Source organism: Paenibacillus pedocola (genome assembly GCF_031599675.1).
Lineage (GTDB): Bacteria > Bacillota > Bacilli > Paenibacillales > Paenibacillaceae > Paenibacillus_AQ > Paenibacillus_AQ pedocola.
This window is the reverse complement of the sequence record NZ_CP134223.1, coordinates 6,061,094-6,082,761: the sequence shown is the minus strand read 5'-3', so window position 1 is coordinate 6,082,761 and position 21,668 is coordinate 6,061,094. Positions and strand designations below refer to the sequence as shown.

Below are 21,668 nucleotides of genomic sequence, written 5' to 3'. Positions count from 1 at the left end.
AACGTCAATGCATAAGCTTGCCCTTCACCCTGTTTTGGGCGGATACTGGATGGAATTAAGACATATATGTAACAGGGGATGAAAGACAAGTCATGAAGTTTCTGCAAGACTATCCGAAGGAAGTCAAAGTATTTTTGATCGCAAGTCTCGTTAATGCGACCGGCAGTGCACTCATGTGGCCGCTTGTAACGATGTATGTATTCGATGAGCTGGGGCGCAGCATGAAGGATGCTGCACTCGTTATTGTTATTCAATCCCTTGGGGGAATCGCCGGACAATTGCTGGGCGGGTCGCTCTATCATAAGGTCGGTGTCAAACATCTAATCGTCGGCGGTCTGGCCATGAATGCCCTCGCTTTGTTCGCCCTGCCTGCGGCAAGCGGGAACTGGCATATGTTCATGGTGGTTATGGGACTCGTGGGGCTGTTTAACTCCATGTCGCAGCCTGCGATTCAGGCCTTTGTCGGCTTCCGCTTTGCAGAGCGGCGCGGGGAGCTCTTCAATGTAATCTATGTTGCGAATAATATCGGGGTGGCGCTGGGCACGGGGCTCAGCGGGGTGCTGGCTGATCTTTCCTATATGCTGAGCTTTGTAATGAACGGGCTAACCTCGGCTATATTCGCTGTGTTTTTCCTGGTCTATCTGCGGAAAATCGGCAATGCTCCGGCTCATAATGAACTACAGCAGAGATCCCGTCACCGGGACCAGTCAGGCTGGAAGCTGATGGGGAACACCCGGATCTATTTGTATATGGCGCTTGGCTCCATGTTCCTACTGCTTGGCAACTCGGTCTGGAATACAGGCGTATCGCCGTTTATTATTTCGGAGGGCTGGTCCAAAAGCCTGTACAGCTTTCTATGGACGCTCAACGGTATTCTGATCTTTGCCGCCCAGCCGCTGGTCAGCCTCATCAAACGCTGGTTTGCCGGAACCTCAACCGCTCAGATGACGGCAAGTGCCGTATTCTATTTGAGCGGATACGCAGTTATTCTATTAATGCCGAGCTATCCCGGCATGGTGCTGGCGATGGTGCTGGCAACGCTGGGCGAGATGCTGATTTCACCGGCAACCCCGGCCTTTATCTCGGATTATGCGGGCCGGAATGCCCCTTTCTATTTAGGTCTCAGCGGGGGCATCGGTGCTGCCGGCAGAGTTATCGGACCGTATCTAATGGGCAGCCTGTATGATACCGGCGGGCTTGCGCCCACCGGCTGGCTCGCCTGCGGAATGGCCGTACTGGCGGTAGGCTTCTTTATCGTCCATGCATATGTCAACCGTTCAGCCCGTACACTGGAACAAAATACGGTATAATGGATGCAAATGGAATGAATTGCGGAATGGAGAACCTAGAGATTTTTTAAAGGTAAGGCAAGGGGTGGAAGAGCTATGCAACAAATTAATGGAGGCGCGCTTACGATCCGGCCCTCCGAAATCAAGGATGCCCGTGAGCTGATCGTGCTGGACAACATGATCTGGACGGAGGATACGACGCCGGGCCCTTTGATGTGGCGTTCGCGTGAGGATTATCTGCTGCATGCGCCTCCAGGCTCCCAGCTGGTCGCCCTGCAGGAAGGAGTGCTTTGCGGATATGTCGGCTTTGGCTGCCCGAGCGGCATGGAGAGCAACCGGCATGTGTGTGAGGTGAATATCGCCGTGCATCCGCGGTTTCAGCGGCAGGGCATTGGCGGCATGCTGATCGAAGCGATTAAACGGCATGCGGCAGCGCATGGAATCCGCAAGCTCCGTCTGCGGGTGCTGTCGAGTAATGAGCCGGCCTTAGCCTTTTACCGTAAATGCGGGTTTCACGAGGAGGGCCGGCTGAAGGATGAGTTCTATCTCAGCGGACATTATGTGGATGAAGTCTTTATGTGCTGTATGCTGACTGGAGGGAATGAGGATGGAAGTCATTTCGCTTAATGTGGGTAAGCCGGTAAAGGTGGACTACCGCGGAAAGCCGCTGGAAACGGGAATTTACAAGCTGCCCGCGATGGGGCCGGTTCGTCTGCATACCGGGGGTTTCGACGGGGATGGACAGGCTGATCTGGTTAACCACGGCGGTCCGGACAAAGCGGTTTGTGTGTATCCGGTTGAGCATTATGCTTACTGGGAGGAGCAGCTTGGCAAAAAGCTGGAGTATTCCGCCTTCGGTGAGAATCTTACCGTCAGCGGACTGCTGGAGACGGAGGTTTGCATCGGGAATGTATACGAGATTGGCTCCTGCCTGCTGCAGGTCAGCCAGCCCCGGTTCCCATGCTTCAAGCTCTCTCAGAAGCATGGTCCGGCCGATATGCCGGCCAAGGTGCTGGCTACAGGGTACAGCGGCTTCTATTTCCGGGTTCTGCGTGAAGGCGTGATTGCTGCGGGTGACGCGATCGTTAAGCGGGAGTCCGGTGCAGGCAGCTTTCCGGTAAGACGGGTACTGTACCTGATGGAGCACGGGCGTACGGACCGATCCGATTTGCCCGAACTCTCGGAGCTGGAGGCTCTGTCTCTGGTAACCCGGGAAAAGTTCCGGAGATGGCTGGGTACAGAAGAAAGTTAGGTCAGAGGCAGCTGATTCCTGAGGTCTGTAAGGGAAAAATCAAAAATGCCTGGAGTGACAAAACCTCCAGGCATTTTTGTGCGCTGCTCAGCCGAGCAGCTTCCACTCGCTGCGCAGCAGGCCATATACGGCGTGGTTCACATAGCCGCCCGGCAGCTTTTCCGACTGGCGCAGGACACCTTCGAACACAAAGCCGAGCCGCTCGGGGATCGCCCGGCTGGATTTATTGCCGGTTGCACAGCGGATTTCGATGCGGTTCAGCTCCATTTCCAGCAGGGCGTAGTCAATGAAGACCCGGCAGGCGCTGGTCATGTAGCCATAGCCCTCGTAGCCTTCGCCCAGCCAGTAGCCGATGCCGACCGAACGGCTCTGCCAGTCGATCTGATGATAACCAATAATGCCGGCCAGCTCATCCCGGACCCACAGTCCGGCGGTGAAGCCGCCATTTTCGCTGCCTTGCTTGACGGCATTTTGTATAAATGATGCGATATGGGCTTGTTCGGTTACTCCGTCGACCCAAGGCAGCCATTGCCGCAGCCGCAGCCGCGAGCGTTCGACCAGGGCGAACATCTGGCGGGCATGCTCCGGCATCAGCAGCTTCAGCACAAGCTCATCATCAATTACATAATTAAACATGCGGCTGCCTCCTTGTACGGCACAAGGCCGGTATGGTGCTTAACGCTTCTTCCATTCGAGGGCGTAAATGTCTTCCTCCAGTGACTGCATCCGCTGTACTGCCAGGGTGCGGCAGTCGCTGAGCGCGCCGTTATAGATGGCCGGTCCCAGCTCCTTCAGGAAGAATTCCAGCAGGTTATCCGCCGCGAGATGGCCGATCGTCTCTCCGCGTTCAGCCTCGAAGTAGACACGGATATTTTCTGTAATCAGGTCGCGCTGCTCTTTAGGCAGCTTAATTGGCTTCATTGCGTTAAGTCCCCCTTTTTCATATCAGAACACGTATAAATTAACAGATGAATGACAAAGCTTTATGATTTCCATGCTACTCTATCGCCTTGAGGGAAGTCAAAGGGCTATCCGGGATGGCTTAATTCCCCATTTCATTGATCATTCTACGGTTAACGGGTATATTAATAGGAAACATGTTCATACAAGGAAGAAGTAATATTACAGAACGAGAGGTTGATAGCTGTGGAGAACCGTGGAACACCCTCCAATTTCATCAAGAATGTCATTACCGAAGATTTGAGCTCAGGTAAAGTAAAGGAAGTGGTCACCCGCTTTCCGCCGGAGCCGAACGGTTATTTACATATCGGACATGCCAAGGCGATCTGGATTAACTTTACACTGGCTGATGAATTCGGCGGCAAGACCAATTTGCGCTTCGACGACACGAATCCGCTGAAAGAGGATACGGAATATGTAAATTCTATTCAGGAGGACGTGAAGTGGCTCGGTTACGAATGGGATGAGCTGCGGTTTGCTTCTGACTATTTCGGGGAAATGTACGAGCGCGCCGAACTGCTGATCCGCAAGGGCAAAGCTTATGTGGATGACCTCTCGGCCGATCAAATCCGTGAGCTTCGCGGCACATTGACTGAGCCTGGCAAGAACAGCCCGTACCGTGAGCGAAGTAGCGAAGAGAGTCTGGATCTGTTCCGGCGCATGCGTGCAGGCGAATTCAAGGACGGCGAGAAGGTGCTGCGCGCCAAGATTGACATGGCTTCGCCTAATATCAATCTGCGTGACCCGGTGATTTACCGGATTTCGCACTCCCATCACCATAATACAGGCGATACCTGGTGTATTTACCCAATGTATACCTTCGCACATCCGCTGGAGGATGCCATTGAAAGTGTGACCCACTCCCTGTGTTCCCTGGAGTTCGAGGATCAGCGCCCGTTCTATGACTGGGTTATTGCAGAATGTGAGATGCCGGCTGTGCCGCATCAATACGAATTCGGGCGCCTGAACCTCGCCCAGACGGTAACAAGCAAACGCAAGCTTAAGCTGCTCGTGGATGAAGGCCATGTGGACGGCTGGGATGATCCCCGCATGCCGACCATTTCCGGACTGCGCCGCCGGGGATATACTCCGGAAGCCATCCGCAGCTTCGTGCATGAGACCGGTATTTCCAAAAGCCAGGGCCTTGTGGATCTGCAGATGCTGGAGCATTTCATCCGTGAGGATCTGAAGCTGACCGTGCCCCGGACGATGGCCGTGCTTCGCCCGCTAAAGGTGGTTATCACGAATTATCCGGAAGGCCAGACGGAATATTTTGAGATTGAGAATAATGTGGAGAACCCTGAAATGGGCAACCGCCAGATTCCATTCTCCCGGGAAATCTATATTGAGCGTGATGATTTCATGGAGATTCCGCCGAACAAATATTTCCGCCTGTTCCCTGGCAACGAAGTGCGCCTGAAGAATGCCTATTTCATCAAATGCAACGAGTTCATTAAAGACGAGAACGGTGAAGTTGTGGAGCTGCACTGCACGTATGATCCGGAGACGCGGAGCGGCAGCGGATTTACCGGCCGTAAAGTCAAGGGTACCCTGCACTGGGTGGATGCCAGCCAGGCCGTTCCGGCTGAGTTCCGCCTCTACGAGCCGCTGATTTCCGCTGAAGAAGCCGATGCGGAGGCCGAAGTTGAAGGTCTTGAGCCATCCGCCGACAAGCCGGAGCCAAGCTTCCTGGACCAGCTCAACCCGAAATCCATCGAGATCCTGCAGGGCTTCGTGGAACCGGGGCTGAAGGACAGCGTACCACAGGACAAGTTCCAATTCTTCCGCCACGGTTACTTCAACGTGGACAGCAAATATTCGGCCCCTGGACATCCCGTGTTCAATCTGGTCGTTTCGCTGAAAAGCTCGTTCCAGCCCGCTAAATAAGGCTGAATAATTAGAGTTAGAGAGGCTGTCTCCCCATTGATAAAATGGCGTGGACAGCCTCTTTGTTTGCTCTCAGCACGTGTTCTGGCCTCTAACTGCGGCGGAAGCGGCGGTATAAAGGCCTCGGAATCCGGCCGGATAGGGGGCGGCGGGCAGGGACATAGGTATAATCCCATTGATTTGCTCATTCAGCCGATTGTCGGCGGAAACAGAGGGAATAATCCAACTGATTTACTCGTTCAGCCCACTGTTGGCGGAAACAGAGGGATAAATCCCATTGATTTGCTCATTCAGCCCACTGTTGGCGGAAACAGAGGGATAAATCCCATTGATTTGCTCATTCAGCCCGCTGATGGCGGAAACAAAGGGAATAATCCCATTGATTTGCTCATTCAGCCCACTGTTGGCGGAAACAAAGGGATAAATCCCATTGATTTGCTCATTCAGCCGATTGTCGGCGGAAACAGAGGGAATAATCCCATTGATTTGCTCATTCAGCCCACTGTCGGCGGAAACAGAGGGATAAATCCCATTGATTTACTCGTTTAGCCCACTGTTGGCGGAAACAGAGGGATATTTCCCTCTGATCCCCCTCATTTCCACCCTTTCCCCTCTACCACAGTTCGTTATCCAACATTGAATGAATATACTCATACCGGCAGATCCGGCTGTTGTCCGTGGTCGGCACGGGTTTAAATTTACCTTTTTCGCATAAAGAGGTCATACATTTTTTAAGTGTTTTTGGATCAACTCCAAGCTCATTTACCAGATCAACAGGGCGGATCAGCCCGTTAGAGCGTGCCGCCATGCGCAGGATATCCTTTTCCAGCCTTGAATACTGACTCCTCCCACCATCCGCGTTCTTCAGCAAATATGGAATTAACAAAGACTTCAACAGGGATATCGTCAGCTCCGGCGTGGATTCCAGATCATCGTATGGGATCGAGACAACACGATATCCGGCGATTTGCAGATAGGTTTCTCGATTTAACTCCTGCCGGTACCGGGTCCGGTCCGTATGCTGCACATGGGGCCCATAGCCTTTGATCTCGATGGCAAACTTCACTTGAGCCGGTTTCCACACCATATCAACAAAATACGGCCGCCCCCGCCAATCCGAAACCTCATACTCAGGGTGCAGATTATCCAAATGACCGAAAATGGGCCACCATACCCGCTCCACAAACATTCTTTCACCATGACTATGCCCGCGCTCCAGCCGGTCCAGACGTTCTCCGGTTCTCATTTTCTTGTGATATGCGAGCCACTTTTGATGTTCTTCTGCAAACCCCATCCTCAATCTTCCTCCTCTATAAAAAACAAAAAGTCCCGCACCCCAATGAAGCTTGGAGTACGGGACGTTCTTCGTCCGTTTTATTTTTTTGATTATAGGCCTCAGCGTTTACCGGGTCAATGACATCCAGCCAGTTGCGCTATGTTTTATTTCATCCTGTCCTGCTCTGCGCAATTGCCTCAATGCTCGAAATCCGATAATTCGTCCTCGTGCTCTGCCGGAGGCCGGTAGCCGCCGCGGCTGACGAACAGGCCCATTATACCGAAGCCTAGTGTTCCGATGAAGGTAAGGAATACACCGGACTGATACATGCTCTGCGCCCCGAGGTTCTGGTACAGCCATCCGCCCAGCACGCCGCCAAGAATGCCGGAAATCCCGCTCCAGGTCAGGGTGTACAGGGCCTGTCCCGAAGAACGGTACGGCTTGGGGACGAGCAGCATCGTCAGCTGTGTGCCGACATAGAAGAATCCGCCGAAGGTAATGCAGTGCAGAATCTGGATCATGGCTACCTGAAGCGGTGTTGTCGCCCCGGCCATCAGCCACCAGCGTATAAGGAACAAAGCGCTCACCGCGGCCAGTAAGCCGAGCAGTACAGGTATTTGGCGTTTCAGGAAGCGGTCGCACAGCACGAGTACTCCTATTTCAAGAATGGCGGAGAGGAATACGGCTAGTCCGATCATGGTTTTGCTTCCGCCAAGCTCGGTGATGTACAGCGACACAAAGGTATTGTTCATCGTATTGGGAATGGACACCAGGATGCCGAAGAAGATGAAGCACAAAAAGAACGGATTATAAAAAATTTGCCGGAAGCCCTTGAACGGCAGCGGGGCAATCCCGATCGAGTGATTCAGCCTCGGCAGCGCAACCAGTGCGAGCATCGCCAAACAGAGCAGTGCCGCGAACAGATAGGACAGCACGGAAACGCCGGCCCATTCGATCACTGGACCGGCCAGAATCGCTGTGAGTGCCCAGCCGAGCGATCCCCACAGCCGGAAGGAGCTGAACCGGTGATTGGTGCCTTCGATATAGCTGAGAATCATCGTGTTGCTCTGGGCAAACAGCGGGCCCTGAAAGAAATAGAAGAAAAGAATGGAGATATAAATCATCTCATATGTATGCGCCTGAAACACAAGCTGCGATAAGACCAGCGTTCCTGTCAGCATGACGAGGACGATCCGCCGGATATTCTGATACTTGTCACTCCAAATGCCCCAGAACGGGTTGGCCACAATGGAAACCAGCGCGCCTACGGACATCAGGCTTCCGATCTCAACCTTGTTCATTCCGACATCCTGCAGGTAGAGCGGAAAGAAGCTGGTAAAGAGCACAACAGTCCCGTACACAAAGAAGTTAAACCATTTCAGAGAGGTGAACGATTGCTGCTTAGTAAAATTCTCCCGCAAATTTGGCACTCCTTTCCCGCCAGATGCCTTGCATTTATTGGCTGCACTATAGAATAGGCCGCTTCTATCACTGTAACATTTGTTGAAAAGGGATACAAACCAAGTTTTTGGACGTTTTTCTACCAAGGAGTCTAATGGTCTAATTACAGCTCCCGGCAGCCTTTGATGTCCGCTGGAAAGGGCCGTAAGACAACGATCTGTCTTCACACGGCAAAGTCTGATACGATAACCCTAGATGGGATTGCTAAAGATTGGACCGTACTAGAATATACAAAATTCCAGCAGGAGGACAGGACAGGATGCCACAGTATACGGGAATTCTTTTGACAGGGGGAGCCTCGAGGCGGATGGGCCGTGACAAAGCGCTGCTTGAGCTTGACGGAAGACCCGTGATTGCCAGGCTGGCAGACGAGCTGTCAAGTCTGGCCGGCAGCACGGTCATTGCCTGCGGCCCCCGGGAGCGGCTGGAGTACAGCTTCCTCGGGCTGCCGCAGATTGCCGATGAATATCAGGGCTGCGGCCCTCTGGCCGGACTACATGCAGCGCTTACCCATTCCGAGAATGAATGGAATCTGGTCGCGGCTTGTGATCTGCCGTTTGCTTCTGCGGAGTTCCTGCAGTATATACTCCGCTATCATGCACAGGCTTATCCGCAGGACAGCGGAACAGCAGGCGGCCATGGGGCAGATGCTGCTGTTGCTGTATCCTGCCAAGGCCGTGTACAGCCCCTGCTCGGGCTGTACCATAAGCGGGCGCTTCCGGCACTCGAAGCCGCGCTTAGCACCGGGAATTTTAAGGTGATGGATTGTCTGGGGGCGCTGAATGTTCTCTACGTACCGGAATCCGGCTTTTCGTTAGCCCCGCCGGTTCCTTCCCCTTTGTACAATATGAACACACCGGAGGATTATGCCGCCGCCGCCCTGCTCGCGCAACGTCCCGCTAACGGGTAGTATTTTTCGGATATCCGTTTAACTTCAGTTTAAATTGCAAGCCTATTATAGTGGCCAGGCGGAGAAGCGTGAATCCGGCTCCCAAAGATCAATCCGCCAGAAAAGAGGAATTCCGATGGAGAATACTAAATCCCGGCAGAAACGGCAGGGTGCGGCGATGAAGCCGTTCCTGAAGCTGCTGCATCAGACGAAACCTTCCTACGGCCTGCTCACGCTCGCTGTGCTGCTCAGTATGATCTCAACCCTGGTTGGCCTTGTCATCCCTATGTTCACTAAAAATCTGGTTGACGGCTTCTCCATTTCGTCGATCAGCAAGCTGCAGATTGCCGGAATTGCCGGTGCTTTTATCGCCCAGACGATTGCCGGGGGCGTTTCGATCTATTTACTGAACTATGTGGGGCAGAAGACCGTAGCTGCACTGCGTGACCGGCTGTGGCGGAAGTTCCTCGTGCTGCCTGTTTCTTATTTCAATGATAACCGGACTGGCGAAAGCGTTAGCCGGATGACCAATGATACCGGAATTCTAAAGACACTCATCTCAGAGCATCTGGCCAGCCTGTTTACCGGCGTAATATCAATTGTCGGCTCGATTTCCGTGCTGCTGTACCTGAACTGGAAAATGACGCTGGTGCTGTTCACGGTGCTTCCGTTATCCGCACTCATTCTTATCCCGCTGGGCCGGCAGATGTACAAGATTTCCAAAGGAACGCAGGACGAGACAGCCTCTTTTACCGCTACGCTTAGCGGGGTACTCTCGGAAATCCGGCTGGTGAAATCCTCCGGGGCGGAACAGCGGGAATATGAGGCCGGACGGACCGGGATTATGAATCTGCTCTCTTTTGGCATCCGGGAGGGCAAAATCAGCGCGATGATCAGTCCGCTCGTCTCCTTCGTGTTCATGATGCTGCTGGTGGTGATTATCGGCTACGGGGGGATGCAGGTATCTTCCGGCGCTTTGACCGCAGGGGAACTGGTCGCTTTTATCCTGTATCTGATCCAGATTGTAATGCCGCTGACCCAGCTGACCCAGTTCTTCACCCAAATCCAGAAGGCCAAGGGCGCTTCGGAACGGATCATTGAAACGCTGGCGGTGGAAGAGGAAGTATACGAAGGGGCAGAGGAAGCCGCTCAAGTGGAAGCTCCTATTGTTGTAGAAGACTTGAGCTTTGGATATAAGACGGGAGAGCAGGTGCTGAATAAGGTCAGCTTCACGATGCAGCCTGGCCAGGTTACAGCGATTGTGGGCCCGAGCGGAGGCGGCAAAACCACTTTATTTTCACTGCTGGAGCGCTTCTATCAGCCGGATCATGGTCTCATTAAACTGGGCAGTAAGCCGGTATCCACATTCTCACTGCGGTCCTGGCGTAAGCTGATCGGCTATGTCTCCCAGGAAAGCCCGCTGCTTGCCGGCACGATTGCCGATAATCTCGGCTACGGGCTGGACCGGGAGATTAGTGAGGCAGAGATGCGCCGCGCGGCGGTGATGGCTTATGCCGACAAATTCATTGAGGAGCTGCCGGACGGATACCAGACCGACGTTGGCGAACGCGGCGTGAAGCTGTCCGGGGGTCAACGCCAGCGGATTGCCATTGCCCGGGCGCTGCTGCGTGATCCGCAGATTCTGATGCTGGATGAGGCGACCTCGAGTCTCGACAGCCAGTCCGAGGCGGTGGTACAGAAGGCGTTGTCCAATCTGATGAAAGGCCGGACGACGATTGTCATTGCCCACCGGCTGGCGACGGTCGTGAACGCGGATCAGATTGTTTTTATGGAAAAAGGCCGGATTACCGGCAGAGGCACTCATGAAGAACTGCTGCGCAGTCATGAGCTGTACCGTGAATTCGCGGCGCAGCAGCTGCAAATGAACACACCGGAGCCGGACAACGGCCAGGCAGAGGAGGTATCAGCTGATCATGCCCAAAATACTGGTGGTAGACGACGATCCGCATATCCGCGAATTGGTGGAAGTCTTTCTGAGAGCTGAGGGAATGGGCGACGTATACAGTGCTTCTGATGGCGTGGAGGCTATGAGGCTGCTAGAGGAGAAGAGTGCAGATTTGGCTATTATTGATGTAATGATGCCGAAGATGGACGGCTGGGAGCTGTGCCGCGAGCTGCGCAGACGCTATGATTTTCCGATTCTGATGCTGACGGCCAAAGGGGAGACCTCGCAGATTGTCAGAGGCTTTGAGCTGGGCACGGATGATTATCTGGTCAAGCCGTTTGAACCGCTGGTGCTGATCGCCAGAGTAAGGGCACTGCTGAAGCGGTATCAGATTTCCGCGGCGCAGAGCGTCATGGTCGGGCGCTTACGGATGAACCGCAAAACCTATGAGGTGTCTTCGGAGTTGGGCGAGCTCACCCTGCCGCTTAAGGAATTCGAACTGCTGTTTAAATTGGCCAGCTATCCGGGGCAGACGCTGACGCGCGACCGGCTGATCGAAGAAATCTGGGGTTATGATTTTGAGGGCAATGAACGGACGCTGGATGTGCATGTAGGCCGGCTGCGTGAACGCTTCCCCAGGGAGATGTATGGATTCACCATCCGTACGCTCCGCGGGCTGGGCTACCGCCTGGAGGTGGATAAATAGATGGACAGGGGCAGAGCCAGGGATATTATAAAAGCGGTTATGGCAATCCTCATGCTGATTACAGGGTTCTATCTGTCCTGGAACGGCGGGTATTTCGGGCTGAAGCTGCTGGAGAAGCATTTTGACTGGTCCCTTACACCGTACAAGTCCCAGCTGCTGACGATGGTGCTGCAGTTCTTCATTCTGTTCCTGCTGGCCGGAATCTCTGCGCTGATCGGTCGCCTGAGAGGGGACAAAAGAGCCTTTTATATTCCGATTATTACCGCGATGAGGCAGATCGCCAAGGGGAATTTCAAGGTGGAGCTGGAGAACAGCAGGCACTACGGGCAGTTTGGCAGCATTGTGGAGGGGATCAATGAGATGGCAAGTGAGTTGAGCCGGATGGAGATTATGCGCCAGGATTTCATCTCCAATGTCTCGCATGAGATTCAGTCACCGCTGACCTCCATCCGCGGGTTCGCCCGCGCGCTCCAGGATGAGGGGCTGAGTGCAGAGAGCAGACGGCATTATCTGGACATTATCGAAGCGGAGAGCAGCCGCCTGTCGGGACTCAGCGACAACCTGCTGAAGCTGTCGGCCCTGGAGGCGGGCAGCTTTCCGTTCGAAGCAAAGCCCTACCGGCTGGATAAGCAGCTGCGTGAGATGGTTCTCGCCTCCGAGCCGCAGTGGCTGGACAAGGATATCGAAGTGGAGGCTGAGCTTGAGGAGACGGTTGTTTATGCCGTTCAGGATCTCATGAGCCAGGTGTGGACTAATCTGCTGCATAACAGCATCAAATTCACTCCGCAGGGCGGGCGGATTGCTGTCCGGCTCCAGACGCTGGAGCAAGGGGTTGAGGTAGAGATCCGGGACAGCGGAATCGGCATCGCCGAAGAGGAGCTGCCGCGGATTTTTGAGCGTTTCTACAAGGTAGATAAGGCCAGGAGTGTCAGCGGAGGCGGAAGCGGGCTGGGACTGTCACTGGTGAAGAAAATTGTCGATCTCCATGAAGGCAGCGTGAAGGTAACAAGCTGCCCCGGTGAGGGGACGGCTTTTACAGTCCGGCTGCCGCAGCGGCTTAAATAGTACGACACAAGACATCAAATGACAAATGGGGTGCGGTACCAATCCTATGATTGCCAGTTGATGTTTTGTTTTATAATGCCGGCCAAAGCCGGGAGTCCGCGGCTCAGTTCTTCAGGAGATGCATAGGCGTAAGACAGCCGGAGATGCCGGCTGTCCCCGCGGTCGTACAGATCCCCGGTATTCAGCAGCAGTCCGGCCTGAAGCGCTGCTGTAAAGAGCCGGCGAAGCGGCATCGGCTGGTGCAGCGAGAGCCAGATATAGAAGCCTCCGGCCGGAATGCTCCATGTGGCCAGCTCTGTGAAATGGGCCTGCAGCAGCTGTAACATGATTTCACGCCGCTCGCGCAGCTTACCGCGCAGCATCGTCAGATGCTCCTCGTGATAACCCCCATCAAGCCACTGCGCGGCGGCGAGCTGTGACAGGGAGCTTGCGCCGTAATCGGTCTGCATCTTAATGTCGGCGAGCCGGCGGATGACCGGCTCCGGGCCGACGATCCAGCCGATGCGCAGGCCCGGACTGGCTGCCTTGGAGAGTGTGCCCAGATGCAGCACTCTTCCTTCACGGTCGAGTGCCTTCAGCGGCGGTGGCGGCGGAGAATCAAGCCACAGCTCCTGATAAGCTCCGTCTTCGAGAATGGGCAGTCCAAGCTCGCCTGTTATCTCCATGAACGTCTGCCGCCGCTCCCCATCCATGACAATCCCCGTAGGATTATGGAAGCTGGGAATGGTATAGAGCATTGCCGCCTTGGTACGCAAGGCTTCCGCTGCTATGCGCCCGGTAAGCAAACCGCCCTGATCCATAGGCAGGCCGCTGAATTTCACGCCTGCAGACTGAAAGGCGTGAATGGAATACAGGTAGGACGGCTTCTCCAACAGGATGGTTGACCCGCGGGGCAGCAGGCCCAGCGCGATCAGCTGCAGGCCCTGGAGCGCGCCGGAGGTAATCAGAATGGAGGCGGGGTCCGCCGCAATTCCGTTCTTGAGCAGCTCGCGGCTTACGGCCCGGCGGAGGGAGAGGCTGCCTAGCGGCTCCTCATAGGACAGCGGCGGCAGCGGCCGGGCGGCCAGCTCGGCCAGCACCCGGGTCATGGCCGCCCCGGGCAGCAGCCCGGGCGCAGGCTCACCGGTGCCGAGCCGGATCAGGCCCGGCTCATACTCCAGCCGGTTGATGGCCTGTACTGCAGGCAGATTGGGGTAGTGGGTGCCTTCCTCCAAGTAGTCATTCCAATTGCCGAAGGGCTTAGGGCCTTCAGCCTTCCCGTCAGCCTGCACAGCGGTGACCCGGGTTCCGCCGCCGCGTCTGCCTTCAATGAGTCCCCGCTCAGCCAGTACCCCCAGCGCAGTTACTAAAGTGCTGCGGTTGACACCAAGCTGGCGGCAGAGCTCGCGCTGCGGGGCCAGCCTCATCCCTGGAGGCCAGGCCCCGCTACTGATTTTGGCCATGAAGAAGGCGGAAATTTGCCTGTGCAGCGGCAGGGGCGAAGCCGGATCGGGCGCCCATTCTCCCTGTGTATCCGCAAGCGGGGAAGATGAAGCCAGACGGTTTGACGGATGTTCAGGTCTCAATGAATAGGCTCCTTTTAGGTAAGATAAATAAATAACGGGTCCGCTACCGGACACTTATAACCGGAGTATATCATGCATTGAAGGCATTTCAGAATTTGGTCGGGTGTGTAACCGGAGTTTGGATGGTTACCGGAATATAGGCGCGGGTGTAAGATCAGTACTGCCGCGGAAGGCTGAAGCTGACCGTGCACCAGTTAAACATACAGCGCAGATGGAAGGAAGCCGGACGGATGACACATGCTATTGTACACGGAGTAATCTTGGCCTTTGGACTGATTTTACCACTGGGCGTACAGAATATATTTGTTTTCAACCAGGGGGTACTGCATCCCCGGTTTCGCAGTGTACTGCCTGTGGTTGTGACGGCGGCTCTGTGTGATACCCTGCTCATCGGTGCTGCTGTCGGAGGGGTCTCACTGCTGCTTCTGACACTGGAATGGCTGACACCTGTTGTTTACGGAGCGGGGGTTCTTTTCTTGATGTTCATGGGCTGGCAGATATGGTCGGCTGCTCCAGCTGCAGGGAACATGAAACAGCTCTCCCCTAGGGGGCAGATAGGCTATGCCTTGTCCGTATCCCTGCTGAACCCGCATGCCCTGCTGGACACGGTCGGTGTCATCGGTACGGGCTCCCTAGGCTATGAGGGCGTGGACCGCTGGGGGTTCGCCGCAGCAACTGCGGGAGTGTCCTGGGTATGGTTCCTGGGCTTGGCGGCAGCGGGAAGGATGCTTGGACAGGCGGATACCTCAGGCAGACTGATTCGGCTGATGAATCAGGGGTCGGCCTTGCTGATCTGGGCCATTGCGATCTATATGAGCCTTCAGTTATGGAGAACATTGTAGGCGTGGGCGCCACTGGGGCAATGAAATAATCATATTTAAAACAGATCCCCTCCTGATGCAGGAGGGGATCTGTTTGTTCTGCCTATATACCAGTGCTATCCGCCGATCTGCGACATGCGCCGCGCGGTCGGAGTATGGCTTTGTGCCTTTTTCTCCAGCGCCAGCGCCATCTCGTGATTATGGGGCTTGTTGCCGAGCGCCTGGCGGAATAACGCCTGTACGGCGGCAGGATCCTGAACGAGTGGACGGACATTGTATTCATCCGCCCAGTACAGGCAGGCTTTGATGTGGCCGTCAGCCGTCAGCCGCAGCCGGTTACAGTTGTCGCAGAAATGCTCGCTGACCGGATGGATCAGCCCGAAGGTGCCGCGTGCCCCGACGACACGCCGGTTCTGCGAAGGGCCGTTGCCGGAGGGCATGTCTGCCTCCTCGGTTTCCCAGCTTGCAGCGGTGCATGCCTCAACGACGGTCTCCAGCGGCAGATAAGTCTGCCGCCAGGAGTCGCTTGCGCTGCCGATCGGCATGTACTCGATGAAGCGCACGTTCAGCGGGTTGTTCAGGGTGAGTGAGATGAAATCCTTGATTTCATCATCGTTAATGCCTTTCATCAGCACGACATTCAGCTTGATCGGAGAGAGTCCGGCGGCCTCGGCGGCCTCGATGCCCTTCAGCACCTTGGCGACATCGCCGCCGCGCGTAATCATCGAGAAGCGGTCCTGCTTCAGTGAGTCCAGGCTGATGTTCACACGTGACAGTCCTGCCTGCTTCAACAGTGCGGCTTTGGCGGGAAGCATCAGGCCGTTGGTGGTCAGCGATATATCATCAATGCCCGGGATGGCGGCAATCATGGCTACAAGCTGCTCAAGATCCTTGCGGACCAGCGGTTCTCCGCCGGTGAGCCGCACCTTGCTCAGCCCGAGCGGCGCCAGCGCTTTCACCACAGCGGTAATTTCCTCATAACTCATAATCTCGTCCTGCGGCTGGAATTGCATTCCCTCCGCCGGCATACAATAAATGCAGCGCAGGTTGCAGCGGTCGGTAACCGAAATGCGGATATAGTCATGTAAACGTCCAAAAGGGTCCGTCAGCGGTTCCATAGGCCTCTCCCTTCAGTTGTTGCATTTTTATTTAAATTTTAAAGATTACCATGGCTCCCGTCAATCTAATAACCCATCTAAATAATAGGGGACAGAAGCAGAAAGGCACAGCCTAATTTTGACAGAAGTACGACAATTTTAGCCAATGGTCATAGAATGCTCACTGAAAGCGCTTAACATCTCCGATATAATAAAGGTGCCCAAGAATAAGGGCTTGGCGATGATGTTGACCTTATGCGAAAGAATACAGCTATGATACCGGAAGCGCGGCAGTTATGAAGCTCCTTAAAGGCTTGCGCCTCGGTCAAACCAATAGGGAGGTTTTACAAATGACGATACCAACTGTTCCAGCGCTTGTCGTTCCGGAGGTTTTTAGCCGCTGGCTGGAGAGCCGTGGATTAATATATCAGATCTTGGTTGATTTTTACGGCCGTAAACCATCGCTTTCACTCGTTGCCCGGTGGAGCACCAACCGCCAAATGGCCATGGCTGCTGAAATGACGGAGGGTGGACGGGAATTGAAACGCTACCTGTGCAGCCAGAACCCGTCAGAGCTGCCGATGATCTGTGAGAAGGAGACCCTTGAATACACCAGACTGATGAATGAGCGTCCGGTAAGCCTTTTTGTTGCACGCGAAGCAGCGGAGCTCGGCCGTGAGCAGGAGTTCTGCAATGTACTCTCTGATGTCTATGCCTCGGCGGGGATTGTCTTCAAGAAATGCAGCGGGGAAGCCGATGACCATATTGCGATTGAGCTTGAATTCATGGCGGTGATGCATGAGCGGATGCTGTTTAACAGCTTCTCCATCCGCAGCGCCATGGAGCTGCTGGACATTCAGGAACGGTTCCTTGAAGAGCATTTGCTGAAATGGACACCGCAGTTCTGCAGCCGTTTTAACGCGGCGACGGACAGTCCGCTCTACCTGGGCCTCAGCCATATGCTTGAGGAATTCCTGCCGCAGGATCTGCAGATGCTGCGGGCCTGGAGAGCTTCACTGGAGAGCAGTGCGGCAACGATGGCCTAAGCCTGAGGAGATAAATAAGCTGGCAAGCACAGTTCTACTAAAACTCAAAAGGCGCCTTTCCATTTATGGAAAGGCGCCTTTTTTGAAAATATAAGAATTTTAAATGCTATTCCTCAACCCGCTTGCTGCGGAATTTCATCAGGAATTCATAGACCACCGGCACAACAACAAGTGTCAGCAGGGTGGAGCTGACCAGACCGCCGATAACGGTCACGCCCAGACCCTTGGAGATAATGCCGGCGCTGTTCTCCAGCCCGGTTACCAGCGGAAGCAGAGCCCCGATGGTCGCGAGTGCGGTCATCAGAATCGGACGAAGGCGGGTACCGCCGGCCTCAAGCAGCGCTTGGCGGGTAGACAGGCCTTCTTTTTCCTTATGAATAACCCGGTCGATCAGAACGATCGCGTTGGTGACGACGATACCGATCAGCATCAGTGCGCCCATCAGCGCGGAGACGTTCAGCGTTTCTCCGGCCAGGAGCAGAGCGACGAGGGCTCCGATTACTGTGAACGGCAGGGAGAACAGGATCGCGAACGGTGCGAGACCACCGCCGAATGTTACGACAAGCACGAAGTATACGATGGCAATTGCGGCTGCCATAGCGATTCCGAGCTGGCCGAAGGTTTCATTAATCTGCTCTGTCACACCGCCGAAGGAAACCGTCACTCCATCCGGCAGATCCAGTGCTTCAACTTTCTCCTTCACACTGTTCGAAGCGCTGTTTACATCGCTGGCGATAATATCCGCTGTCACATCAACGCTCATTTTACCGTCAATGCGGGTAATGGTATCGGGCGATGTGCCTTTTTCAATGGTGGCCACCTGGCTGACCGGCACCGTAAATCCGAGGGGGGAGGTCAATGTGGCAGCTTCCATTTCCTGAATACTGCTGTATTTAGTGGTATCAGCTTCAATGTAAACATTGTAGTTCTTGCCGTCAACAGCCACCTCTGTCAGTACCGGACGGGTATTGACCGGACTCAGCTTCATGGCAATTTGTCCTGCGGTCAGACCGAGCGAGCTAAGCTTCGCCTGATCGGCAACAACGGTGTATTGCTCATACGATTCGGAGAGGCTGGTTTCCCCATCCTTGAAGTTTTTGGTGTCGGCATTCACGATGCCGGCAATCTCATCGGCTACTGGCTTCAACTGATCCAGCGTATCGCCAAAAATGTTCACAGTCAGCGTATTGCCGCCAAGTCCGCCGCCCGCCATGCCGGACATATCGCCCCACACGCCATCCGGCACTTCTTTCGTCAGATTTTCAATCAGCTCTTCCTTGACGGTTTCGAAATCAGGCGTATCGCTGTCATAGGTGATATAGAAAAGGCCGGAGTTGTTCGAGCCCATTCCCATGAACCCGCTGCCCCCGATGGAATACTGCATGTTCACTACATGATCTTGGGCCAAAATGAATTTTTCCGCCTTCAGGCCTTGCTGCTGCACATCCTCAGCCGTCTGTCCGGCTTTTGGCGAGAAGGTCATAATTACACTCTTATCTTCCTGGGATGGCATAAAGCTCACGCCGATTGGTTTGATCAGGAACAAGCTGCCTACCAGTAAAAGAACAGCAACCCCAAACGTAATCAGCTTGTGGGAAAGACACCAGTTCAGGATCTTTTGGTAGCCTACAGCCATTTTGCCCGGCTTCTCGACATGATTCTTCTTGCCCTTCTTCAGGCCATTACGGAATAGCGAGTGTGCCAGTGCAGGCACCAGGGTAATGGCTACAACCAGTGATGCGATGAGCGAGAAGACCATGGTCAGTGCGAACGGCAGGAACAGCTCGCCTACCATACCACTGACAAAGGCAAGCGGCAGGAACACGGCGATTGTAACAATGGTGGAGGACATAATCGGTACGAACATTTCACGCGTAGCCGCGCTGATCAGTTCTCTGCCGCGCAGCTTCTCTCCGGACAGCGTCATGCGCCGGTAAATGTTCTCGATAACAACGATGGAGTCATCGACGACGCGGCCGATGGCGACGGTCATTGCTCCGAGGGTCATCATGTTAAGGGTAATATCCATCTGGCGCAGGCACAAAACGGCGATGAGCAGCGACAACGGGATGGAGATGATGGAAATAATGGTTGAACGGATGTTACGCAGGAACAGCAGGATGATGAGCACTGCGAACAAGGCGCCGAAGGCGGCCTTGGACAGCATGGTGTTCACGGAATCCTCAATCGGCTTGCCTTGATCGAGCAGGACAGTCAGTTCCAGGTCCTTATATTGCTGTTTCAATTCTTCGGTTTTGTCCTTAACGCCGTTTACAACTTCAACGGTATTGGCGTCATTGGCTTTTACGATCTGAATTCCGATTGACTCTTTGCCGTTTGTGCGGGAGATCGACTCGGATTTACCGGTAACTTCAATGGCTGCGAGTTCTCCCAGCTTCACTGTCGGCAGTCCTGCAGCGGCTGCAGCGCCGGCACCAGTTGCACCGGCACCAGGTGCATTTGCAGCACCTGCTGCTCCGGCTGCACCCGTACCGGGAGCTGTACCGCCGGCTGATGGCACCAGTGGAATTGCCAGATTCTTAAGGTCATCTACGGTGGTGATATTGCCATCCACTACAACGGCCTTCTGAGATTTCTCCATTTCGAACAAGCCCAGCGGCACCCGGAGGGAGGAGGCCTGCACAATACCCTTGATCGTATCTTCAGTCAGACCGTATTGTTTCAGTTTGGCCTGATCAAACTTAAGGGAGACTTCCTTCACATATTGCCCGGCGATGGATACGGAAGCTACGCCTTCGATATCTTCCAGTGCAGGACGGATGTCGTTCTCGGCAATGCGTGTCATCTCTTCCAAATCAGCTGACCCGTTATCCGTCAAACTGAGCGAGATGACCGGAAGTGAGCTGAGACTGAACCGGGAGATGGTCGGCTTCTGGGCCTCATCCGGCAGTGTTACGTCATTGAGAGCCTCGCGTACCGCTGCTGTAGCATTGTCCAGATTCGTGCCGTAATCAAACTCGATTTGAATGCTGGAAGCATTCTCGAGTGAGGAGGAGGTGATCATTTTGACGCCGTCTACATTACGCAGTTTTTGTTCCAGCGGTTTGCTGACGTCATTTACGACACCCTCAGGCGCTGCACCCGGATAGATTGTAGTCACGCTGAGGTAAGGGATGCTGATATTAGGCAGTGTCTCCTGCTTCATGGTAAGTCCGCTGTATAGACCCGCGAACACGATAATGATCGTCAGAAGCCAAATCGCGAATTTGTTTCTGAGGGAAAAATTAATCAAGCTTTTCATAAGTATGATGCTGCTCCTCTCGGGCTTTCCTGCTGGAAAACCCTAAATTAATGTTGTGCTGCCTGCCTATCCGTTATTTCTCTCTGCTTCCAATTCCATTTGCTCCGCGGGTTAGTGAAACCCGCATGAATTCGGCATATAGGGCGATATCAATTTTTGCAGGGCCGCCAGCTCCCCGTGTAGGACAGGATGTTCCTGAAGGTTGGCCAGCATCCCGCGGATGATAACTTTGCGGGGATTCGGCATGAGAAATTCACTCTCCAGAACAGCCAGTGATTCCAGGCCGTCTTCTACACTCTGCTGCTCTGCTGCCGGAACACTTGTGAGCAGCGCCTTCATCTCTTTGATCAGCTGCAGCGGATTCCTGCGCTGGCTGTCCTCCTGCACGTTCATCCAATTCTCCAGAATGGCGGGGGGAATCAGCGGCTCCTTACGGCCGGTGAGCAGGCCGGCTGCAACAACGTCGAGCAGATCCACCAGATGATCGGCCAGCCGGGCAATGGCAACCGGAGACTCCTGATTGAAGATAAGCCGGATGAAGGCGTGAATCATCCCGTCTGCGAACAGGAATAAATCTCCGGTGTACGGGAGAATCTCCCGGCCATAGAGGATCTCCAGCTTGTTCTGGAACCAGAGAAGCAGGGGAGCATTGGACTTGCGGATCCATTCCGGAACCTCCGTCCCGCCTTTTCCGGCGATTTCCTGGAATTGGCGCTGCAAAAATTCACGCAGCTCGTATACATGGGTGAGCAGGATTTCAACCTGATTGCGCAGCTTTTCTTTTTGGGTACTGCGGCTCTGCTGCTCCTCGCGCTGCAACGGATCACGGATCATGCGGAAGCAATATATATAAATGCTGCGCTCCAGCTCTTCCTTGGACTTGAACACCAGGTATAGACTGCCCTTCGATATTCCGCAAAGCTCGGCAATCTCCTGCATGGACGTGGAGGACGAGCCTTTCACAGCGAATAGCTGCATTGCTGTCTTGATAATCTGCTCTTTTTTATTTGCATTTTTATCAGCCACGAAACAGTTTGACTCCTTTCTGACTTTCTGGTTCTATTATTGACTGCAAGGTCAAAGTGATTATAGTATATATTCCGGAACAATACAAATCCCGTTGCAGCAGAGGTTACAGTATTGTTGTAATTTCATTTTTGCAGTGGTTTACAGTAGGAAGAAACGT

General features: G+C 54.3%; 19 protein-coding genes. 11 read left to right on the top strand and 8 right to left on the bottom strand.

What is annotated here, in order from left to right; genetic code table 11:
- Positions 1-92: 92 nt before the first annotated feature.
- The 3 genes from QU597_RS27035 (at position 93) to QU597_RS27025 (ending at position 2,541) form a co-directional block, all read left to right on the top strand.
- Positions 93-1,310 (top strand): MFS transporter, encoded by a 1,218-nt coding sequence (locus QU597_RS27035; RefSeq protein ID WP_310830577.1) that lies wholly within the window; start codon positions 93-95, stop codon positions 1,308-1,310.
- Positions 1,311-1,385: 75 nt separating this feature from the next.
- Positions 1,386-1,916, top strand: a complete 531-nt coding sequence (locus QU597_RS27030; RefSeq protein WP_310830576.1) for a GNAT family N-acetyltransferase — start codon at positions 1,386-1,388, stop codon at positions 1,914-1,916.
- A complete protein-coding gene (locus QU597_RS27025; protein WP_310830575.1) occupies positions 1,897-2,541 on the top strand; it encodes an MOSC domain-containing protein in 645 nt (214 codons plus the stop codon). Before QU597_RS27030 ends, QU597_RS27025 begins: the two co-directional genes overlap by 20 nt.
- Before the next feature lie 87 nt (positions 2,542-2,628).
- On the opposite strand, the gene QU597_RS27020 is transcribed toward QU597_RS27025, so the two are convergent.
- Both QU597_RS27020 and QU597_RS27015 read right to left on the bottom strand, forming a co-directional pair.
- Positions 2,629-3,177 carry a GNAT family N-acetyltransferase gene (locus QU597_RS27020; RefSeq protein WP_310830574.1) on the bottom strand — a complete coding sequence of 183 codons (549 nt, stop codon included), beginning with the start codon at positions 3,175-3,177 and terminating at the stop codon, positions 2,629-2,631.
- Between the two features lie 39 nt (positions 3,178-3,216).
- Positions 3,217-3,462: a DUF2164 domain-containing protein gene (locus tag QU597_RS27015; RefSeq protein ID WP_310830573.1), complete on the bottom strand. Its 246-nt coding sequence runs from the start codon at positions 3,460-3,462 to the stop codon at positions 3,217-3,219.
- A 225-nt stretch (positions 3,463-3,687) separates the two neighbouring features.
- On the opposite strand from QU597_RS27015, the gene QU597_RS27010 reads away from it, so the two are divergent.
- Both QU597_RS27010 and QU597_RS27005 read left to right on the top strand, forming a co-directional pair.
- Entirely contained in the window at positions 3,688-5,388 is a 1,701-nt protein-coding gene (locus QU597_RS27010) for a glutamine--tRNA ligase/YqeY domain fusion protein (protein ID WP_310830572.1), read from the top strand.
- A gap of 180 nt (positions 5,389-5,568) precedes the next feature.
- Positions 5,569-5,937: a hypothetical protein gene (locus QU597_RS27005; RefSeq protein WP_310830571.1), complete on the top strand. Its 369-nt coding sequence runs from the start codon at positions 5,569-5,571 to the stop codon at positions 5,935-5,937.
- Between the two features lie 64 nt (positions 5,938-6,001).
- On the opposite strand, the gene QU597_RS27000 is transcribed toward QU597_RS27005, so the two are convergent.
- Both QU597_RS27000 and QU597_RS26995 read right to left on the bottom strand, forming a co-directional pair.
- Complete coding sequence (locus tag QU597_RS27000; protein WP_310830570.1) at positions 6,002-6,682, bottom strand: putative endonuclease domain-containing protein; 681 nt, start codon at positions 6,680-6,682, stop codon at positions 6,002-6,004.
- Positions 6,683-6,861: 179 nt separating this feature from the next.
- Complete coding sequence (locus QU597_RS26995; protein ID WP_310830569.1) at positions 6,862-8,085, bottom strand: MFS transporter; 1,224 nt, start codon at positions 8,083-8,085, stop codon at positions 6,862-6,864.
- A 299-nt stretch (positions 8,086-8,384) separates the two neighbouring features.
- Here QU597_RS26995 and mobA point away from each other — a divergent pair, with 299 nt between their 5' ends.
- The 4 genes from mobA (at position 8,385) to QU597_RS26975 (ending at position 12,691) form a co-directional block, all read left to right on the top strand.
- Positions 8,385-9,035 carry a molybdenum cofactor guanylyltransferase gene (gene mobA / locus QU597_RS26990; protein WP_310830568.1) on the top strand — a complete coding sequence of 217 codons (651 nt, stop codon included), beginning with the start codon at positions 8,385-8,387 and terminating at the stop codon, positions 9,033-9,035.
- A gap of 115 nt (positions 9,036-9,150) precedes the next feature.
- The gene (locus QU597_RS26985; RefSeq protein ID WP_310830567.1) at positions 9,151-11,019 is read left to right on the top strand and encodes an ABC transporter ATP-binding protein; all 1,869 of its coding nucleotides are present in this window, start codon (positions 9,151-9,153) and stop codon (positions 11,017-11,019) included.
- Positions 10,949-11,626 carry a response regulator transcription factor gene (locus QU597_RS26980; protein ID WP_310830566.1) on the top strand — a complete coding sequence of 226 codons (678 nt, stop codon included), beginning with the start codon at positions 10,949-10,951 and terminating at the stop codon, positions 11,624-11,626. Before QU597_RS26985 ends, QU597_RS26980 begins: the two co-directional genes overlap by 71 nt.
- Complete coding sequence (locus QU597_RS26975) at positions 11,627-12,691, top strand: sensor histidine kinase (RefSeq protein WP_310830565.1); 1,065 nt, start codon at positions 11,627-11,629, stop codon at positions 12,689-12,691.
- 44 nt (positions 12,692-12,735) lie between these two features.
- On the opposite strand, the gene QU597_RS26970 is transcribed toward QU597_RS26975, so the two are convergent.
- On the bottom strand, positions 12,736-14,256 hold the full coding sequence (locus QU597_RS26970) for an aminotransferase-like domain-containing protein (RefSeq protein WP_310830564.1): 1,521 nt from the start codon (positions 14,254-14,256) through the stop codon (positions 12,736-12,738).
- A 230-nt stretch (positions 14,257-14,486) separates the two neighbouring features.
- Between QU597_RS26970 and QU597_RS26965 the strand changes: the two genes are divergently transcribed.
- A complete protein-coding gene (locus QU597_RS26965; RefSeq protein WP_310830563.1) occupies positions 14,487-15,098 on the top strand; it encodes a LysE/ArgO family amino acid transporter in 612 nt (203 codons plus the stop codon).
- Between the two features lie 95 nt (positions 15,099-15,193).
- Here QU597_RS26965 and moaA read toward each other — a convergent pair whose 3' ends face one another.
- Complete coding sequence (moaA, locus tag QU597_RS26960; protein ID WP_310830562.1) at positions 15,194-16,195, bottom strand: GTP 3',8-cyclase MoaA; 1,002 nt, start codon at positions 16,193-16,195, stop codon at positions 15,194-15,196.
- 329 nt (positions 16,196-16,524) lie between these two features.
- Here moaA and QU597_RS26955 point away from each other — a divergent pair, with 329 nt between their 5' ends.
- Positions 16,525-17,220, top strand: coding sequence for a TorD/DmsD family molecular chaperone (locus QU597_RS26955; RefSeq protein ID WP_310830560.1), 696 nt, complete (start codon positions 16,525-16,527; stop codon positions 17,218-17,220).
- A 106-nt stretch (positions 17,221-17,326) separates the two neighbouring features.
- Here QU597_RS26955 and QU597_RS26950 read toward each other — a convergent pair whose 3' ends face one another.
- Both QU597_RS26950 and QU597_RS26945 read right to left on the bottom strand, forming a co-directional pair.
- Positions 17,327-20,482: an efflux RND transporter permease subunit gene (locus QU597_RS26950; protein ID WP_310830559.1), complete on the bottom strand. Its 3,156-nt coding sequence runs from the start codon at positions 20,480-20,482 to the stop codon at positions 17,327-17,329.
- 111 nt (positions 20,483-20,593) lie between these two features.
- Positions 20,594-21,508 (bottom strand): TetR/AcrR family transcriptional regulator, encoded by a 915-nt coding sequence (locus tag QU597_RS26945; RefSeq protein ID WP_310830558.1) that lies wholly within the window; start codon positions 21,506-21,508, stop codon positions 20,594-20,596.
- Positions 21,509-21,668: the final 160 nt, after the last annotated feature.

What these genes read in the sequence shown, in the direction of transcription:
- QU597_RS27035 (WP_310830577.1), top strand. Translation starts at nt 93, where the DNA reads ATGAAGTTTCTGCAAGACTATCCGAAGGAAGTCAAAGTATTTTTGATC.
- QU597_RS27030 (WP_310830576.1), top strand. Translation starts at nt 1,386, where the DNA reads ATGCAACAAATTAATGGAGGCGCGCTTACGATCCGGCCCTCCGAAATC.
- QU597_RS27025 (WP_310830575.1), top strand. Translation starts at nt 1,897, where the DNA reads ATGGAAGTCATTTCGCTTAATGTGGGTAAGCCGGTAAAGGTGGACTAC.
- QU597_RS27020 (WP_310830574.1), bottom strand. Translation starts at nt 3,177, where the DNA reads ATGTTTAATTATGTAATTGATGATGAGCTTGTGCTGAAGCTGCTGATG.
- QU597_RS27015 (WP_310830573.1), bottom strand. Translation starts at nt 3,462, where the DNA reads ATGAAGCCAATTAAGCTGCCTAAAGAGCAGCGCGACCTGATTACAGAA.
- QU597_RS27000 (WP_310830570.1), bottom strand. Translation starts at nt 6,682, where the DNA reads ATGGGGTTTGCAGAAGAACATCAAAAGTGGCTCGCATATCACAAGAAA.
- mobA (WP_310830568.1), top strand. Translation starts at nt 8,385, where the DNA reads ATGCCACAGTATACGGGAATTCTTTTGACAGGGGGAGCCTCGAGGCGG.
- QU597_RS26985 (WP_310830567.1), top strand. Translation starts at nt 9,151, where the DNA reads ATGGAGAATACTAAATCCCGGCAGAAACGGCAGGGTGCGGCGATGAAG.
- QU597_RS26980 (WP_310830566.1), top strand. Translation starts at nt 10,949, where the DNA reads ATGCCCAAAATACTGGTGGTAGACGACGATCCGCATATCCGCGAATTG.
- QU597_RS26975 (WP_310830565.1), top strand. Translation starts at nt 11,627, where the DNA reads ATGGACAGGGGCAGAGCCAGGGATATTATAAAAGCGGTTATGGCAATC.
- QU597_RS26965 (WP_310830563.1), top strand. Translation starts at nt 14,487, where the DNA reads ATGACACATGCTATTGTACACGGAGTAATCTTGGCCTTTGGACTGATT.
- moaA (WP_310830562.1), bottom strand. Translation starts at nt 16,195, where the DNA reads ATGGAACCGCTGACGGACCCTTTTGGACGTTTACATGACTATATCCGC.
- QU597_RS26955 (WP_310830560.1), top strand. Translation starts at nt 16,525, where the DNA reads ATGACGATACCAACTGTTCCAGCGCTTGTCGTTCCGGAGGTTTTTAGC.
- QU597_RS26950 (WP_310830559.1), bottom strand. Translation starts at nt 20,482, where the DNA reads ATGAAAAGCTTGATTAATTTTTCCCTCAGAAACAAATTCGCGATTTGG.